The organism is Mycobacterium kyogaense (genome assembly GCF_036946525.1).
Taxonomy (GTDB): domain Bacteria; phylum Actinomycetota; class Actinomycetes; order Mycobacteriales; family Mycobacteriaceae; genus Mycobacterium; species Mycobacterium kyogaense_A.
Window position 1 is genome coordinate 51,968 of sequence record NZ_JAQIIY010000010.1, and the last position, 17,895, is coordinate 69,862.

A 17,895-nucleotide genomic window follows, 5' to 3' on the forward strand; every position below is an offset into this window, starting at 1 on the left:
AAGACTTTTCGACCGGTTGAGTCAGCTGTCGCCGAACGCGACAGCGTCGGTGGCGGTGACCGCCGCGACGCGTCCGGGCGCGGCCTGAAACGACCAGTAGAGATTGGTGTGGTCGATGACGGCGGGCACGGGCGGAGCGCCCCACGACGTCTTGTCGCCCGCGGTGTGAGCATCGGCGACGAGGGTGACGTCGTAGCCCCGAACGAAGGCCCCGTGGAGCGTACTGCGCACGCACGCATCGGTTTCCGCGCCGACGACGATCAGCCGGCCGACGCTGCGCTCAGCCAGGGTGTTTTCCAGCGAGGTCGCTTCGAACGCGTCCCCGTAGGTCTTGTCGATGACGGGTTCGCCGTCGGCGGGGGAGAGCTCCGGCACGATCTGCCAGCCGTCGCTGCCGTGGCGCAGCTCGTCGTCGTGGTGTCGCACCCACACGACAGCAACCTCCTGTCGACGTGCCTCCTCGACAAGCCGGGCGATGTTGGCCACCACCGCGTCTCGCCGGAAAGCTCCGGCGACGACGTCGTGTTGTACGTCGACGACGAGCAGCGCCATCGCCATCCGGTCTGCGAGTGTGGTCATGACGTCATTATCTGCGCCCCACGCAGCGGTTCGAGGCAGTGGCCGCAGGTGAGCCGCGGGTGGAACCTGCGCCCGCACGGGACGTGGGTGACGCGGACAGCCGGCCCGTCGGGGTCGGGGTACCAGCGCTGCGCCCAGGCCAGCGCGGTCACGAGAACGGGCAGCAGCGCACGGCCCTTGTCGGTGAGCAGGTAGCGACCGGCGACCGCGTGCAGAATCCCTTCGGCGGTGAAGACGGACAGCCGGCCCGAGATCGTCGCCGGCGGTGCGCCGAGCTCGGCGTGGAAATCGGTGAACCTGCCGATGCCGACGAACGCGGCCACCAGCAGCGCGAATCCCCAGCGATCACCGATGACGGTCATCGTCTGCGGGAACAGAACTCCGGCGCGCCGGCCGGCGGAGCGGCGGCGATTCGAGGTAGAAGGGACCGAGCGCTGCCAGCCACCGCTCGGACCCCACTGCGCCACGAGCTCTTTCTCCGAGGCGACAGCCGCATCGCACGCTTGGCAGGTCAGTCTCGGTGCGAAGAACGCCCCACAGGACGTGTGGCGCATCGCGGGCAGTGGTCGCGGATGTTCAGTGACCCAGCCACGCTCCCACTCCCAGATCGACGTCAGCATCGGCCACAGGCTGCGGCTCTTCGCTGTGGCCGTGTACTGCACGCGAATCGGATGAGTTTGGTATTCGCGCCGATCCAGCAGGCCCTCGGCGACCAGGGCTCGGAGGCGCCCCGACAGGACCGCGTGGGACACGGGAAGCGCGTCGACGAAGTCGCCGTAGCGGGTGGCGCCGAGCAGCGTCTGCTGGATGATCAGCAGGCTCCACTCGTCGCCGAGGACGCCCAGCATCCGCGCGACGGCGTTCGGGTCGTCGGTCACAACCCGATCGCGGAAGCTGCCGAATCGTCGATGCGCCAGCGAGGCAACTCCGATCCTGCCGCCCACGTCGAATGGGTACCGCTCGAGATCCGTTCGGGCAGTGCGAGTGTGCACACCGGGCCGTCGGCGACCCGGGCCGCGTCGAACACCAGGCAGTACGACGCGTCGGTGTTCATGTCGGTGGTGAGGGTGATGAGGTATCCGTCGTCCTCGGCGGTACCGCCCGGGCGGGGCGCCATCGCGGTCTCGCTGCCGTAGACGCCGTCGTCGAAGGCGAACCGCTCCTCGCGGCCGGTGTGCAGATCGTGCTTGAGCAGCCCGTCGAACAGGAACCAGGACGGCTTTCCCGTCGCGGCATAGATGTAGCGGTGGGGGAGGCCGGCGCGGTGGGGGTTGATCATGCCGAATTCGCTGATGCTGTCGGTCAATTGCTCCTCCCGGACCTCGCCCGTCACGAGATTGAACCGCCAGCGGTGCAGCCGAGCCTGCATCCGGTCGAGTGCGAGGAACCGGAAGGCCCGCTGCCACTTGTTGCCCATCCCGTTGTCGGCGGGTTCGGGATCGCCCTGGAAGAACCCGTCGAGCACGATCTCGTCGCCGTCTTCGTAGGCATTGGGGAAATGCAGAACATAGGTGGGATCGGCCTCGAACCAACGGATCTGGGAGGCGTCGCCACGACGCGGGATGACGGCGAACCGCGACGGGGTGTCGCGGTGGAAGCGCGGCAGATGCACGTTGTGTTCGAGCAGCGCGGCGTCCCAGAACAGTGGAAAGTCGTTGAGGATCACGTAGTTCTCGGTGAACGCCATGTCGTGCGGCAACCGCGGACCGGGGAGTTCGACGTCGACGGTGTGCACCACGTCGCCCCTGCCGCTGACCACGCCGTAGCGCAGGTAGGGCGCCTGCTTGCTGTAACTGAAGTACAGCAGTTCATCGCCGTCGACCTTGGGGTGCGCCGACACTCCCCAGTCGCTGGGGAAGCCGCCGTTCCAGTCCTCCTTGCCCAGCGCGTCGCCGGTGCACGGATCGATGCGGTAGAGATCGCCGCACTGGTAGTGGCTGGTCAGTGCCACACCGCGATGCACGATCACATCGGTCGACGACGCGTCCTTCATCAACGTCCTTGCGCCCCAGCCATGGTCGCGGCGGGCCAGCTCGATCTGCTCGGCGATGCCCGGCCACAGCGGTCCGCCCGCCTCGTTCTCGGCGAGGAACCCGTCGGTGCGCACGAAGCGGTTGCGGTAGAACGCCTTTCCGTCCCGGAAGCCGACGATGTGCAGCATGCCGTCACCGTCGAACGGGTGGTAGTTCTTGAGTGCCGGATGCAGGGGGTTCTCGGTGTTGCGCAGATACACCCCGTCGAGATCCTCGGGCACGGTCCCGGCGACGACCTCGAGATCGTCGCTGTCCCACTCGGTGGTCTGCGGTCGCCAAGGGCCGGTGCGATAGGGGTGGTCGTCGTCCGGCGGCAGTGTGGACAGGAACGAGGCGACCACCTCGGGATGGGTGCGCAAACTCATGAGTGTCTCCCGACGACGAAGCTGACGGTGGTGGCGGTGCTGCCACCGAAGTTGAGGGTGCCGAAAGTGGTTGCGCCGTCGACCTGGTAGCCGTCGGCGGTTCCACTCACCTGACGGGCGGCATCGAGAAGCATCCTGACTCCGGTGGCGCCGACGGGGTGGCCGCCGCCGATGAGTCCGCCGCTGGGGTTGATCGGGCACCGGCCGTCGGGGTCGATGTCGCCGCTCTCGATGGCCTGCCACGACTGTCCCGGCTCGGTCAGTCCGATGTGGTCGATGGCGAGATATTCGCTGGGCGTGAAGCAGTCGTGGACCTCGAAGCCGTCTATGCCGTCGAGGGTGACATGGGCGCGGTCGAACGCGTCGTGCACTGCGGAGCGCACGTGGGGCAGGACATAGGGGGACTGTGCGGAGCGCTGCAACTTCTGGTTCAGCCCGAGGCCGACGGTGCGGTGCCCCCAGCCGTCGATGCGGGCGAGCGGGCGGGCGCCGGGATGGGCACGTAGCCAGCCGTCGGTGACCAGGACGATGCCGGCACCCCCGTCGGTGATCTGACTGCAGTCGAAGCGGCGCAGCCTGCCTTCGACCGGCGGGTTGCTGACGTCGTCAGCGGTGAGCGGGTGCGGCACGGCCCAGGACCGGGTCTGGGCGTTGGGATTCGTCTGCGCGTTGGCGAAGTTTCGTGCGGCGATGGCGCGCAGATGCGCGTCGTCGAGCCCGTAGCGGCGGTCGTACTCGGCGGCGACGACGTCGAACATGTGAGGCCACATGTACTTTGCGTCTGCGCCTTCGTGGCCCGTCCACGCCGCGGTGCCGAGGATCGCGGTCGCGGTGTCGCCGGGCACGGTCTTCTCCAGCTCGACACCGATGACGAGCGCGCTGTCGTAGGCGCCGGACCGCAGATCGGCGATGGCGGCGAGCGTCGCGACGCTGCCGGAGGCGCACGCGGCCTCGTGCCGGGTGGCGGGGGTGTCCCACAGGCCGTCGCACACCGTCGCCGGCATCGCGCCGAGGTGGCCTTGGCGTGCGAACAGCTCACCGAACGCATTGGCCACGTGGACGACACCGACGTCGGCGGCGTCCACGCGCGCGGCGGTCAGGGTCGCGTCGACCACCTCAGCGGTGAGTGCAGCGAAGTCCGAACCCTCCCGCTCGAGATTGCGCGCGAAGTCGCTCTGGTAGCCGCCCAGGATCCAGACGCCCGCTGTGCTCACCCGCGTGACGCTACTACTTCAACTAGCAGAGTGACAGTGGCTAGGCGGTCCCGCCGGCTACGTGTCTGAACCGACGAGACCTGACAGGCGCCGCGGTCGACCGATGCGCCTGTCTGCGGCCCTGCATTGCCCGCACGCCAGCGCCGCAAACCCGTCGCGGTGTACGGTTCCCTTCGATGAAGGGGTTCACGAGGTCATGACCGGTTCGACCGACCGCGACCTGGCACAGCGGATGGCCGAGCTTGCTCGGGCGGTCGCCTCGCCACGCAGTGTCGAAGAAGTGCTGTCCGATGTCACCCGTGAGGTGCTGGAACTGATTCCGAGTACCGACGCGGCCGGCATCCTGTTCGTCGGTAAAGCGGGCCGCTTCGAGTCCGTCGCCGGCACCTCAGAGTTGCCGAACGAGTTGGACCGGCTGCAGATGAAGTACAACGAGGGGCCGTGCCTGGAGGCCGCCCTCGAGGAGACGATCGTGCGCTCCGACGACTTCGCCACCGAACCCCGCTGGCGCCGCTATTCGGCCGCCGCCGCGGAGCTGGGGGTCCGCAGCGGATTGTCGTTCAAGCTCTACACCAGCTCACAGACCGCCGGCGCGATGAATCTGTTCGCGACGAAGCCCAATGCCTTCGATGCCGCCGACGAGAACATCGGTGCGGTCTTGGCGGCCCACGCGGCTGCCGCGATCCTCGCCAGCCGGCATCACGAACAGTTGCAGTCGGCGCTGTCCACGCGGGATCGCATCGGTCAGGCCAAGGGCATCATCATGGAGCGCTACAACGTCGACGACGTGGCGGCCTTCGACATGCTGCGTCGGCTGTCGCAGGACAGCAACACCAAGCTGACCGACATCGCCGAGCGCGTGATCGCGACGCGGGGTAGCTGAGGCCATCGTCGGCGTGTGCCGAGTGCACGGAATCTGACGTCCGCACTCGGGCAAAAACACTGATAGATCACCGCCTTTGGCAAACCGTTGGCGCAGCAGCCAGTTGGTGTTTTCGTTGCTACCGCGCTGCCAGGGCGTGTGTGGGTCGCAGAAGTAGATGTCGAGATCGGTGGCCTGGGAGGTGGCCGAATTGTTGGCCATCTCGCTGCGCTGGCTCTTGGGTGGCCTGGTGAGATTGACATGGTCATCGATGAATCGCGATCGATTATTAACGGATGCGCGACTAATCTCGATTGGTGCCTCAATGCTCACCGCGGCCGCTGCGCTCGAGAGTCTTCTGCTGAATCGCGCGCCCAGGGATGTGAAATCGGCAACGGTCTCACGGAAGAAACAGAAGCCATTATCGCTCGCATAATGTGGCGCAAAAGATCGTGGGGCGATACTTGCGAGGGTAGCGAAAGCTGCAGTTCGGCGAACGCGTTCGCGCACAGGCTGACCAGATCTTGCCTCCCAACGAAGGACCAGTCGACGTTCTACTTCGATCCTGCAACGATTCACGACACGCTTTCATGGTTAGCGAAGTTGCAATCGCAATTGAGGATTTGTGCAGGCCTAACTGGCTGCATATTCGAGCGAGCGACGAGCACCATCAATCAGCTCCTTGTAGGTCATGACCTCGATGCGACTTAAGTGACTGTTGTAGGTACGAAAGGCGTCGTTCAACTGAGCTTCGGTGTACTTGTCGCTCATGAACCTCGGATGTCCGATCACCACAGTGACACCCGCACGCTGCACCTCAATACCAAAGGTTGCCAGAATCTCGGCTCGTTGGCTGTCGAGTGACCGAAGGTAGACCATCGCCTGGCTGACAGCGTTGTGCACGTCTGCACCGAGGATCGGCGTGTCGTGGTCCATCTTGATTAGAGTGTCAATGTTGGCCTGCTTGAGTTCAACAATGTGCAAGGAACCGTCATGACGGAGCAGTGGGATATCGAGGCTTTCCAGAACCGTGAATTTTTGACGGTTAGCGATGTCGATGAACCTGCCACCAAAGATCCACCATTGGTTCTTAAGTATCTTCTGCAAATCGTGCTCGTTCTTGGTCGGGTCTTCTGCTATTGCTTGCAATTGATCGATAGCTTCGCGTTGGCGATGCAAATTAATCATTTCCGAGAGTATGGCGGCGGACGGTCGGGAGGCGATAACCGACTGCGCTTCGGGATTCTCGGCGATTGCCTTAAACAGCGAATCTAAAGCATCGGGTTGGCCGCTGAATAAATCCGCCAGACGTGCGGCATCACCCGTGACAAAGTTAATGATCTGGTGTGGGACCGTGATGTCTTTGCATGTCTGCAGAAAATCAATCAGACGCCAAAAATTGCCGTATCCATCTCCGATGTCAACTGAGGACTTCACTGACCGTGCCTCGACCTCCGTGATCGAGACCTCCTCTGCCGCAGGGTTGTTACCTAATTCCTTCTTATCTCGCTTCCAAAAGCGGAATCGTGGTGAGTACTCGCCATCGTTGAAGATGAGTGTGACACGGCAAAGCGTGATGACTTGGGCTGTTTGATGAAGGGCGAAGTCCTTGATCAGCTGATGACTCGCGTTGTCGTAAAAATAAAAGAATTTTGGATTGTTCGTCCCACGAATCTCGATGTTCGAGAAATCGTTGCCCTCGATTTTAAATGTATTTGGACCGGCGTATTCTGCAAAGAAATTCTTTATAGCCACGTGGGCTCCCTTCTGGAGTTAATTCTGTCCGCCCACCTATTTGCCAATAGTATCCCGTATTTGGTTGGCACCCGCAATAGCGGATTGCCAAACTGAGGGCATCGGCACATCGAAAACAGGGGTCAGATTGTTGTGCTCGGCACTGAAGCGGTCGGGTGTCACGCTGCGGCCACCTGTTGCGGACCGATGAATAAGTTCCGTGACGAATGAAACTATCCGGCTTGGGCCGTCACGGTGGTTCTTATGTTGCGCGCGTGTCTGGCTCGGTCTTTCGATTGTCTGGAATTACACGCAACGTCGCGTGATTCGTGCCGCGCATTGCTCGTCGACGGCGACCTGATCCTGCTCGCGCAGCACCGGATGGCGTGCCCCGTGATCAGCCGCCCATCGTGGAAAGGTTATCGACTTCTCGAACTCCCGGTCAGGTGTGTCCGGGAAGTAAGCGGTTAGAGCGGGACCGGTCGACCACTTTCATTGTTTCGGTGTCCCAACCGCAACTGCGCCCAGGTCGACAGGATCCTGCGGTTGGCGGCCCACGGGATAGAGGACACCGCACGTACCGACGAAACTCGAGCCAAGATTCAGATCGGTAGCGGCGAGGTGCACGAGCATGAGTAGAGCTCCAGTCTCGCGCCATAGCAGCGACATGCCACCGGGGTACCTAGTGAGGGTTCGGTGCGGGAAGCCCACTGCTACGACGGCTGCCGGCGGAGCGGTATTGAGATGAAGTGCCTCGGCGAAGCGTGTTAGGGCATTGTCTACGGTGTTCTCGCTTAACTTTGCTCTTCGCAGGACGCCGCCATCGGGGTCAAGCACCCACGCTCGGCTTCGGTGTGTGGCGTGCAGTGGTGTTGCTGTGATGACTACCAACTGCAGCGGATGCCGCGCGCCACCTGAGGGGGCCGGCCGGCTAGTCAGGGGATTTCCCAGTTCGGTGCAGGCCCCGTGACGTGTGAGGCCCGCGCGCGCAACAACGACTCCTAGGTCGCTTAGCAATGGAGCCCCCAGCCGCCGAATGCTGCGACGCCGACGGACGACCTCGTCGAAGTGCTGGCTGGGACCGAGGTCCGTGATGGGAATCATCGGTCCCTCCGTGGCCAACAGGCGGAGTTGGGCGGCTCCGTCGCCGTCGTCGGAGCTTGCGATTGGGTGGGCCCGGTGCGCTTCCAGTAACGCGTCGCGCCAATCGGTCTTCTGGCCTGGTGGATCGGCACTCATAGAGGAGCCTGGCGCACTGTCCCTGAGAGAACGCCAACCTGAGCTAGAACCTCGGCGCGCTTGTGGCACCCAGGGCAAGTGCCGCAGGGATAATCGGCACGGTGGCAAGAAACTGTCCAACCCAGAATGTTCTCGCGAAGTCCGCTCTCAATAAGTAATTCCGCAGTGGTGAGGTGCAAGGCGGGAGCACTAACGCGAATGGCGCCCTCTTGCAGACTGACAAGGCGATCAAGAAGTTCGTAGAATGCGACGGTTCCGTCCACGTGGCGGCCGCCATCATTCGCGACGCTCCCGATGATTACCCGAGAAAGCTTCTCGCGCAGCGCAATCGATGCCGCCGCAGTGACAAGTAGCTGGTTGCGGTAGGGCCACCACTCAGGGCTCGGGGCACCTTCAAGATGTTGCTCACCGTGCAGCAGGCCTGACCCGATCTGTCTTACGTCGATCCGTAAGGGCAGCAGCCGCAGATTGAGAGCGCGACATACGGCCGCCGCGGCCCGCTTTTCAGCGTGCGCGCAGCGTTGCCCGTAATCGACGACCACGCATAGAGGCGGACGTATTAAGTGAGCTAGGGCGGTGCTGTCGAGCCCGCCTGACAGCAGTAAGACCGCGGAGGGCTCAGCTCTTAGGCTCACCACGGGCTCTGGATCCGGCCCGCTTCGACTTGGCGGCTTTGCGCGGCCCACACGGCCCGGTAGAGGGCGCTGGACAAATCGTCATGCAACTCAGCTCCGGCACCTACGAGCATCTTGCTGCCTTCATGGACCGGTGCATTTAGGAACCCGACGACTGGAAGGTCGTTGTGATGGGCCCACCCGACCTCGTAGACGGTGCCAGGGTCCCATCCGTCAAGCAGTGCGAAGACGGCGTCCGCCTGGCGCAGTCCTTCAAGATCGGGAGCCGCAACTTCGTCGCCCCCGAGGCCGACGTCATGCAAAGGGCTAAACACAGAAGCTCCCAGACCCGCCAGCACAGCTCGGGACGTCTCCACTAGCCATCTTTCGGCGACACTGAAGAAGGGACCGGCCAGGTAGATGGTTGGCGTCGATTCGGCGGGAGTTAGCTCCGGCGCGGCAGCGTCGAGGACGGTATTTACTGGTGTGCCAGCGAGAAGTTCGACCGGCAAGCGGCTGCGCCGGGTCGCACACCAGAACGCGGCGCAACTACTGGCCACACGAGCAGCCTCGATCGGATGGGCGCCGCCGTTCCACGCATGCGCAAATCCGGCGGCGAAGACATCGCCGCTTCCTAACGGCCAGACTGAACGTGTCGGGAAGGGGCCAACTCGCACAGCGGTGTCCGCGCCGCGTAGTTGAATGAGGCATCCGCGGCCGCTGTCCTTGACGACGATGATGTCGGCCGTCGTTCGAGCAAGCAATTGGTGCGCTGCCTGCCGAAGATTGTCTGTACCGCCGGTCAGGGCGCGAGCCTCGCGTGCGTTGAGAACAACCGCTAGTTCATCGGCCTGGATACCCTGCAAGTTGAGCACCTGCAGGTCGCGCGGGCGTTGAGGATCCACAACTGCGCGGCGGGAACGAATATCACGATGTCCCGTTTCAATCATGCCGAAGACGAGAACGGCGTCATCATCGGCAGTGATGGTCTGCGCGTGGGTCGCGGCCGCGCCTTCTATGGTCGGCGGTGCGACCGGTGTGAAGTATCGGAATGCCACCGGTTCGTCGCGGTCGACCACGGTGACGTTAACGTTCAACGTCGCTAATGAGGACTCAGCGGCGAGGCGTTGTTCATCATCAATCGCTGTGTGTAGCCGCACCTCAACATCACCTAATGCAGCGGCCGCACGTAGTCCGCTGCCGGCAACTACATGGTGGTTTGGCACGACAACGTGCTCTTCGTAGGTCCCCCCTACAACGATCACGTCGCGGCACGAACGTCGAGTTCGATGGCACCGTCGTTGATCCGCGTGATGCGAGCTGCAAATGCGACGCCCCGCTGCAAGCAGTCAATGAGTTGCCCAGTCGGCAAGATGCCTCCGGCTTCCTCACCGCGAGCGGTGGCGGCAATTACCAGCGGGGGCGATTCGCCCCGTAACAGGATGGTCAAAACGTCGCCGGGGTTGAGAGTTGCGACCACCGACTCAATCGGTCCCTCTAAGAATCGCGTCAGACGTAGCTTCTCGCACGGATCGCTAGTCGTGGGCCCGACGTATCCGCCGTCATCCTTTCCGGTTCCTGTCAAGTGTCCCCCTAGCGTTGTTGTGTCTTAACTCTGAATTGACCCGCCGCGCCGATGATCGCGTACCCCGCGGGCCATCGTGCGCGTTCTGACCAAATCACTGCGTCCAGATCGGCGGCACTGACCCGACCGTGCCGTGCCCAGGCTAGGAACAGGGCCTCCATAAGGTCATAATGACGCGCTGGATTCCATGCCCGGTCGAAGACACCTGCGGCGATTCCGGCCCGTAAAACGTGGATATCGATGATGGCAACGTCATTGCTTCCCAGGTGGTTACGGACGATCCAGCTAGCTGTTTTTGGCCCAATGCCTCGGCAGGCCAGCAGCCAACGACGTAGGCCGAGCGCATCAGATGGAGGTGGATCGTTGTGCATGCGATCTAAGGTCATCTGCAGGTAAGCCGAACGTTGGGCAGCGAAGCGATACCGGATTTCGCGGTCTTCCAATCGAATTGGTTTGCCAAGAACGTCGGCAATCGAGACGGGTTTGCGTGACGAAGGACTCAAAGCACCCGAGTCTCTGACGGCTTTGAACGCTGCGAGACCGACGTGATGGGGAATGCCGTGTCCACCTAGCACGCAAGCCGCAATTTCCTCGGCGAGGGTGCCGCCGAGACGGTGGCGAACCGGACTGTCAGAAATGCTTGTATGCGTGCAAGTTTCGCGGGTCAAGGCGATCCAGTACGCGGGTGTACCTACCTGCCAGCAATGGCCCCAAGTCACCTCGCGTGGAGTGTGTCCGTGCGGCAGTAGCCTCACCTGCTGGCCGGGATCGCGCAGCCGCGTTGCTCGAGAAGTCACGACGCAAACCCGTCAACGGCGGACGCGCTTGCTTGAGAATGCAAATCATCGAGGCTGATACCAAGTGCCCCGGCTAGACGTGCCACGGTAAGAAAGCCAGGGGTTGGCACCCGTCCGGTTTCTACACTGCGGATCGCGTCAAGCGAAACACTTGAGGCCCTTGCAATTTCAGAGGCAGACAGGTTGGCGCGGGCACGTGCCTGGGCAAGCGCGGCCCCGATCTGACGGCCGTGTGAAACTTCGAAACCACCAAGCTTTCGACGCATGCGATAACAATACATGTATTATTATCGACCTGTGTGACGCGGTAGCCGTGCGATGCAGTGCTGGGGGCAATGGCATCAGTCAGGCTCGCCGCCGCACGGTGACGCGACGATCCGCGATTTGGTGCGCACTTCTAGCAAACGTCTGCCCAATAGTGATCGAACGCACCCGGTGAGGCCCACAGCTAATTCAAGAAGACAGCGTTATTCATTGCCTCGTCTGACTATTCGAATCCGTGAGCCTACGACGGGTAGCGCATGCTTTTCGCGGCCGGGGTATTCAGCGCCGCGACTTCATCTCGCTACCATCGATGCGCTCAGTAGTCGTGGGTGCAAAAATGTGGTCGGAGATATTTGATTCCAGACAGCCAACGCGTGAATTCGGTTAGCGGTGACCCCGCGTGCTGAGAGTCCCTTGCTTTCTCTGCCAAACTTGGTGTTACTTAAGGCAGCTCAACGTCCGCGCTCATCGTTCCAAAGCAGGGTGTGCCAACGTGGCGTGAGGCTCCACCCTCGCGCGACGACATCGTCGACGATCGAGCGGCTGCGTTCTAGCACCGTCGTGCCCGACGATCCTTGCGCCATTACGTAGACGCGTTCTGGTGGAACAAGTACCGAGAGTTTGTTGAGCAGTGTTTCGATTTCGCGCAGATCGGCGGAGTCCTGAACGACGAACTTGAATATGGACGACGGCATCACAGCGAATCGATCCAGAACGTGTATGCGAAGACGCGCTTTTTCTGCGACCCGACTGTGGGACAGTTTAGGCGATACGTTGAATCGTGTGGCAAGAGCTGCAACTGGGCCGGGTGGCACGCTGCCAGATGTCTCGACTTCTACTGCCCATCCCTGCGCGGAAAGCGGAACGAGTAGTTCTGCCAACTGGCTGGCTTGGAGGAGGGGCTCACCGCCGGTCACAACCAGTCGCTTGACAAGAGGTGCGCGTGCGAAGGGGTCCCGGAATCTAGGGTCTAGATGCTCGAGGGCCTCGTTGATGGTGATCGTGCGGGGCGGGCGATCTGGATCTCGCCTTTGCGAATCCCAGCTGAACGCCGTGTCACACCACACGCAGGTGAGATTGCAACCTGCCAACCGGAGAAATTGTGCGGCGTTGCCGACGGATGGCCCTTCACCCTGGATAGTGGGGCCAAATAGCTCGACCACCGATAGCGTTGTGGACACAGATGGAACGGGGTCCTGCCGATCATCTTCCATCTATCGCTGTACCTCAACCGTTGCCGAGCAGTTCGCGGTCTCATGCACCGTCACGGCCGACACCGCGAGGCCCGCATCCAGTAGACGCTTTGCGATATCTGTGGCGATGAGCTCGGCGGTGGGATTCGCGAGGAAGTCATTGAGGAACGCGTGGTCGTAGTCCGCAAGCACTGCTTTGCTGACTATGGACTTGAGGTCAGTGAAGTCAATCACAATGCCCTCACCGGTAACGGGGCCCGTGACCGTTACATCCAGCCGGTAGGAGTGCCCGTGGAGCTTGGCGCACTTCCCGGTATGCCAGGGAAGTTGGTGCGCAGCTTCGAACGAGAATCGTCTGGCCACTGACGTAATGAGTTGCGGATATGCGCTGCAATCAGCATGGGGGCGTGCCGCGTTCATGTTGCACTATTCTGCACGCTCAGGCGATCGCATCCGAGTTTTGCTTATGACGCGGGCGCCTCGGTCGGTCTCCATCTACGACACCAACTTGCATGCGTACGGAACCCGCACGGCCTGCGGAAGGTCGGATCGCTTGCATACCTGAACTGCTGAACGTTAGACATGAATGCTCTCATCCGAGCATTGTGGTCAGTATCGAGACAGGGCGTGCACGTAGCCGGGCCGAGATGCAGAATTCTAGGGTCGGAGCTCGATGTGCGATGGAGGTGTCCGTCCGACAGCGCAATCGCGTGCGCGGCCGCTGGGGGTGTCCCGATGGAGAGGGCCTGAGATGGGAGGATTACTGCGTGTGATCACACGCTATGCGTACTTGAGTACATTACAAACTCCGAGCCCGAATTGGCGGTCATCGGCCACGAACTATACGAGCGCGGCAGCTTCGCTTGTGTTGCTGGCCAAATTGGCAGGCGTCGGCGAGGTACGTTTATGAAAAAGCTAAAGAAAAATGAATAAGAATAGACCGTTCAGAATATATCTACTGCAGTGTTCAGCGACAAAACTATCTCAAAGAGCACCTGCTAAGAACCTCTATTCTTCGCCTCTATTTTCGAAAAGTCTCGCTGCTGCGGCGTCAGACTCGAATGGCGCGATATACATTCTTTCGGCCTTACATGGTCTCGTTCATCTGGATACCGAACTTGATCCGTATGACGTGACTCTGAACGGTATGAAACCAGCTGACAAAAAGATCTGGGCCGCAAGGGTGGCATCTCAGCTTCAGCAGCTTGATGCCCGCAATGCTGAGATTGTGATGCTTGCTGGAAAAGCCTATTCGAGTCCAATCGATGTTTTTATCAACGAACACTTTGGCCGCGTCTTTTACCCCTTGAAGAATTTGGGTATCGGTCGACGACTTGCGTGGCTCGGGATTGCGCTTCGCGGCGGAATTAGATTGGCCGTTGACCTCGAGGACTTCTACCAGCAGTTGTACCGACTGAGCACCGAACTAGGCGCCGTGGCCCGGCTTCCCGAACTTGCCTTGAGGAAAGACCTTCCGCAGCGCGGCGTGTATTTTTTCATGGAGCCCGGCGAATTACGCATGACTGGTCAATTACGGGTTGTGCGAGTTGGAACGCATGCCGTCAGTGCCGGATCCAAAGCAACCCTGCGTTCGCGCTTGCGGACACACTTGGGGACTGTGGCAGGCTCGGGTAGCCACCGCTCGTCAGTTTTTCGTCGTCATGTCGGGGTCGCTATCGCCCGGCGCGATGGGGCTGAGTTGCCAGTTACTTGGGGTCGCGAACAGACGGCGACGCCATCTGTCATCGACACAGAGCGATGGCTGGAGAATAGTGTGTCGAGCTTCATGGCTTCGACGAAAGTGACATGGTTGAAGATTTCCGATGAGAGCGGCCCGGAAAGCGATAGGGCGTTCATCGAACGGAATGCCATCGCTCTGCTTGTTCATGGCGCCTTTCTGAACGAGCCGAGCTGCAGTTGGCTCGGCAAGTGGAGCGACCGGCCATCTATTGTCAAGTACGGCATTTGGAACGTGGACCATACGGACGTAGATTACGATCCCAGATTCATCAATATCTTTGCACAGTATGTCGATAGGGCATTGACGGCAGGAACCAACTCGCTATCCGGCGAGCTCGATGCGTCTATTGCCCCACCAGGGTGGCGAGCGTGGAAAGACGCCGCCGAGCGACCAACGCTCTGGTAAATTCCGGAGAGTGAGTACTTCCTCGGGGGCGTGGACTAGTCAAGAGCGAATGGTTTTGTCCAAATATCCGCGCGCGATTGCGCATTTGGCGCGTCAGAATAGCGACTCCAATCTCAGCTTGATGTTTGGGGCGGGCGCCAGCCTATCGGTGGGTATCCCCGTTTGGGCGGACCTCGTGGGCCGCATTGCGAAGCACTCCAAGGTTCTCGCTAGGAAGCTCGTCGGTGCCAATGACGGAGATCCGTTGCCGACCGCAGCCCAGGTGCTATTTGAGAAATATGCGCTCGATAATCGGCAGTCGATAGGTCGGCTTCACAATACAAGCACTCATCCCTTATTCCCGCAAATGCTAGAAGCGGAGTGGCGAAGTGTCATACAGGAATGTCTGTACGAAAAAGTTCCGGGCGACCTCTCTTTGCTCCAATCTGAGGACAAAGTCTATAAAAACTATCTATCGATCATCCGGCAGTCGCGAATCACCGTGACATACAACTTCGATGACACCATCGAACGCCTCCTGCTGCACGACCGTAATCCCGCCAATCGTGTTAGCGGTAGAGGGTTCCAGGTGATGACCGACGCGAGGCTTCCCTTCCGGCTGCCAAAAGGAAACATTTTTCACGTCAATGGTTTCCTTCCACGCAACCCTCTGGAGGGTGTCGGTGAGGGCCTTGTCTTCTCTGAGGGTGAGTTTGCGGATCAGCTACTTGACACTGTCCGTGGTGCCAATGCGACTCTGACGCACTACCTCACAAAAAATACCTTTCTTCTTATCGGATTGTCGCTTAACGACGAAAATTTACGACATCTCCTTCGCCTAAATGCGGTGCTTAATCCAGGTCATTATCACTATCGCGTCCATCACATCCGAGATGTAAAGTCTTTCGACGAAGCGAAAGCACGCCATCTTGCGAACGCACACTTCAATAATTTCAACCTCATCACCTTATTCTTGGATGACGCTGGGATCGCGGCATTGGGGCAGGTTTTAGGTCGCGGACTTGATGACATCCGAAATCAAGCGGTTAGACAGGGCGACACAGTTTCATATGTCTACTACCTTGCTGGCGTCCCGGGTGTCGGCAAGACAACGTCGTTTAAACATCTGTCAAGTTTGGTCGCGCACGACGAATGGCTCGATGAGCGTCCGATCGAAATGTCAAAACCGTTTAATAAGCTTACTCCGGCCGAGCGTAATTACGTCGACGAGTGGGTAGCGGAACAGGTAAAGAACAAAAACAGGATAATTGAAGAAGAGAAAACACGCGGAGTGGGGGTTTCAATCGTGGATCGCTGTCCTCTCGACGCGATAACTTTCACGAAAGAGCCCGGCAAATGGGCTGAAAAGGCCAAAAATCTCCGCAACGAGATTTGCGACGATGCTGCACGGAGACCGGTGCAGTCGGGCCACATCATTTTGTTGGTGGGAGAACCTCGGGACGTTCGGATGCGCGCATTGGTGCGCAATAGGCAGTCGGGCGCGTCCATTGAATACTTCAAATGGCTGCAGGATGCCACGAAGTACGTTTACGGGGGAAAAACTGGACGGATCGCGGGGGTTACGGTTGTGGACGTTGGAGGATTGACCATAGCGGAAATGCTAAAAGCAGTGGCCGATGTGGTGTTCAGGCAAGACTATATCGAATGCAATCTGGACCGACGCTTAGCAGATTACGAGAACTCTAGGGCGGCACTTCCAGATGCCGCAGCGCCATCATAGGCAGCTGGCATGAGAATCTATTTAGCAGCTCCCCTGTTCACCGGCGCCGAGCGTGCCTTCAATCTCTCCCTGTGCAAAGCAATCGAGTCGGTTGCACATGTATATCTACCGCAGAGAGACGGGCTTCTTCTCGCCGAGGAGCGCCGAAGTTCGGCAGAACGCTCAATTTCGCAGAAGATATTCCAGGCTGACATAGCGGCGATCTCGGCCGCTGACGCGCTGGTGGCTGTCGTTGATGGTGCGGCAGTGGACGACGGCGTCGCCTTTGAATTGGGCTTTGCCTTTGCGCACCAGAAGGTCTGTATTGGATACACATCGGACAGCCGGCGCGCGGAGGGCTATTTCAGGAACCCTATGTGGGTCGGCAGTCTTGCTGCCGGACCTTTCGACTCCGAGTTCGGTCTTATCGAATACCTTTCCGTGCTCGCGCGGGGATACGCGAGGTGAAGGGCGACGCAGTCGTGCTTCTGTCAGGAGGAATGGACTCAGCGGTTACATGTGCGGTTGCGCGGCGTGATTCCGATGCTGTCCACTGTTTGACGTTCGATTACGGCCAGAGGCACGCTTCCGAAATCGATGCGGCACGACTGATTGTGAGAGCGCTTAACGTCGACTCGCATGTCGTGACTTCGCTGCCGATCGGAGATTTTGGAGGATCCGTTCTTACGGACAAAGCAATCGCGATTCCCGAGGCGCAGGCGGGTGGCAGCGAGTCGGGGATTCCCGCAACCTACGTTCCGTGCCGTAATCTTGTGTTTTTGAGCATTGCCAGCGCGTTCGCCGAAGCGCGGAATTGCATGCGGATTTACATTGGCACCAACGCGATCGATTACAGCGGCTATCCCGATTGCCGCCCAGAGTTCATTGACGCGTTTCAGGCTGCCCTGAATCTTGGTTCAAAAGCAGGGGCAAAGTACGGGTCAGCGCCCAGAGTTATTGCGCCACTGACTTCCCTGTCGAAGTCGGATATTGTGATTTTGGCGCGTCGTCTCGGCGTCGACCTCAAGGAGACCGTGTCCTGCTATGACGCCGCGGATGACGGCGCCGCGTGTGGGCGCTGCGACGCCTGTCAGTTGCGGCGCGCAGGATTCGTCGAGGCCGGCTTGGCGGATCCGACTCGATACTGGACAGACAAGCATTGACGGTTGCGAGTCTGGCGAAAGCGAATTCCGCGATTGTCGCTCGCCCAAGACCACCACATCACCGTCATCAACGCCGCCACCGGAGAAGTTCACACTCGACCCCACCAGGGACTACCAACCCACCGGCGCCCCCAAAGGCCCCAAACGGAAAAAACCGCAGACCTCAAGTAGGTCCGCAGCTATTCCGATGTCCTGCGACATCACAAAAGTGCCCCCGGCAGGATTCGAACCTGCGACACCGGCTTTAGGAGAGCCGTGCTCTATCCCCTGAGCTACGGGGGCGACGCTGGGAGCTTACCGGTCGACGGCCGCTGAACCCCAGCCTGCGCGATATGGCAAAAGTGACAAAACGCGAGAGTGTCGCCGGTAGCGTGCCGAGCGTGGAGCTGACACTGCAACGCATCGGCG

General features: G+C 60.5%; 16 protein-coding genes, 1 tRNA gene and 1 pseudogene. 5 read left to right on the forward strand and 13 right to left on the reverse strand.

The features are described 5' to 3' along the window. Positions 1–21: 21 nt before the first annotated feature. From PGN37_RS08675 to PGN37_RS08690, 4 genes are read right to left on the reverse strand one after another with little or no spacing between them, the layout of a single operon-like run. Positions 22–579: an isochorismatase family protein gene (locus PGN37_RS08675; RefSeq protein ID WP_335330627.1), complete on the reverse strand. Its 558-nt coding sequence runs from the start codon at positions 577–579 to the stop codon at positions 22–24. After that, complete coding sequence (locus tag PGN37_RS08680; protein ID WP_335330762.1) at positions 576–1,427, reverse strand: winged helix-turn-helix transcriptional regulator; 852 nt, start codon at positions 1,425–1,427, stop codon at positions 576–578. Before PGN37_RS08680 ends, PGN37_RS08675 begins: the two co-directional genes overlap by 4 nt. A gap of 26 nt (positions 1,428–1,453) precedes the next feature. Then, positions 1,454–2,977 carry a carotenoid oxygenase family protein gene (locus tag PGN37_RS08685; protein WP_335330628.1) on the reverse strand — a complete coding sequence of 508 codons (1,524 nt, stop codon included), beginning with the start codon at positions 2,975–2,977 and terminating at the stop codon, positions 1,454–1,456. Continuing rightward, positions 2,974–4,191, reverse strand: coding sequence for an acetyl-CoA acetyltransferase (locus PGN37_RS08690; RefSeq protein WP_335330629.1), 1,218 nt, complete (start codon positions 4,189–4,191; stop codon positions 2,974–2,976). Before PGN37_RS08690 ends, PGN37_RS08685 begins: the two co-directional genes overlap by 4 nt. A 196-nt stretch (positions 4,192–4,387) precedes the next feature. Between PGN37_RS08690 and PGN37_RS08695 the strand changes: the two genes are divergently transcribed. Then, positions 4,388–5,074, forward strand: a complete 687-nt coding sequence (locus PGN37_RS08695; protein WP_335330630.1) for a GAF and ANTAR domain-containing protein — start codon at positions 4,388–4,390, stop codon at positions 5,072–5,074. A 54-nt stretch (positions 5,075–5,128) separates the two neighbouring features. Here the strand turns inward: PGN37_RS08695 and PGN37_RS08700 are convergent. The 8 genes and pseudogenes from PGN37_RS08700 to queD form a co-directional block, all read right to left on the reverse strand. Beyond that, positions 5,129–5,236, reverse strand: a pseudogene (locus PGN37_RS08700) (IS30 family transposase); the annotation flags it as partial. Between the two features lie 450 nt (positions 5,237–5,686). Then, a complete protein-coding gene (locus PGN37_RS08705; protein WP_335330631.1) occupies positions 5,687–6,808 on the reverse strand; it encodes a Shedu anti-phage system protein SduA domain-containing protein in 1,122 nt (373 codons plus the stop codon). 1,214 nt (positions 6,809–8,022) lie between these two features. After that, a complete protein-coding gene (locus PGN37_RS08710) occupies positions 8,023–8,712 on the reverse strand; it encodes a 7-cyano-7-deazaguanine synthase (RefSeq protein ID WP_335330632.1) in 690 nt (229 codons plus the stop codon). Continuing rightward, entirely contained in the window at positions 8,658–9,800 is a 1,143-nt protein-coding gene (locus PGN37_RS08715) for a PfkB family carbohydrate kinase (RefSeq protein ID WP_335330633.1), read from the reverse strand. Before PGN37_RS08715 ends, PGN37_RS08710 begins: the two co-directional genes overlap by 55 nt. A 433-nt stretch (positions 9,801–10,233) precedes the next feature. Then, the gene (locus PGN37_RS08720; RefSeq protein WP_335330634.1) at positions 10,234–11,022 is read right to left on the reverse strand and encodes an 8-oxoguanine DNA glycosylase; all 789 of its coding nucleotides are present in this window, start codon (positions 11,020–11,022) and stop codon (positions 10,234–10,236) included. Further along, positions 11,019–11,303: a helix-turn-helix domain-containing protein gene (locus PGN37_RS08725; protein ID WP_335330635.1), complete on the reverse strand. Its 285-nt coding sequence runs from the start codon at positions 11,301–11,303 to the stop codon at positions 11,019–11,021. The genes PGN37_RS08720 and PGN37_RS08725 overlap by 4 nt, the downstream gene beginning before the upstream one ends. Before the next feature lie 435 nt (positions 11,304–11,738). After that, positions 11,739–12,500 (reverse strand): 7-carboxy-7-deazaguanine synthase QueE, encoded by a 762-nt coding sequence (locus PGN37_RS08730; protein ID WP_335330636.1) that lies wholly within the window; start codon positions 12,498–12,500, stop codon positions 11,739–11,741. Then, positions 12,501–12,899, reverse strand: a complete 399-nt coding sequence (gene queD, locus PGN37_RS08735; protein WP_335330637.1) for a 6-carboxytetrahydropterin synthase QueD — start codon at positions 12,897–12,899, stop codon at positions 12,501–12,503. 505 nt (positions 12,900–13,404) lie between these two features. Here queD and PGN37_RS08740 point away from each other — a divergent pair. From PGN37_RS08740 to queC, 4 genes are read left to right on the forward strand one after another with little or no spacing between them, the layout of a single operon-like run. Then, positions 13,405–14,625 (forward strand): DUF6884 domain-containing protein, encoded by a 1,221-nt coding sequence (locus PGN37_RS08740; RefSeq protein WP_335330638.1) that lies wholly within the window; start codon positions 13,405–13,407, stop codon positions 14,623–14,625. Between the two features lie 10 nt (positions 14,626–14,635). Then, entirely contained in the window at positions 14,636–16,345 is a 1,710-nt protein-coding gene (locus PGN37_RS08745; protein WP_335330639.1) for an SIR2 family protein, read from the forward strand. A gap of 9 nt (positions 16,346–16,354) precedes the next feature. Beyond that, entirely contained in the window at positions 16,355–16,792 is a 438-nt protein-coding gene (locus tag PGN37_RS08750; protein WP_335330640.1) for a nucleoside 2-deoxyribosyltransferase, read from the forward strand. 14 nt (positions 16,793–16,806) lie between these two features. Further along, positions 16,807–17,487: a 7-cyano-7-deazaguanine synthase QueC gene (gene queC, locus PGN37_RS08755; protein ID WP_335330763.1), complete on the forward strand. Its 681-nt coding sequence runs from the start codon at positions 16,807–16,809 to the stop codon at positions 17,485–17,487. A 209-nt stretch (positions 17,488–17,696) separates the two neighbouring features. On the opposite strand, the gene PGN37_RS08760 is transcribed toward queC, so the two are convergent. Beyond that, a tRNA-Arg gene (locus tag PGN37_RS08760) sits at positions 17,697–17,769 on the reverse strand. Positions 17,770–17,895: the final 126 nt, after the last annotated feature.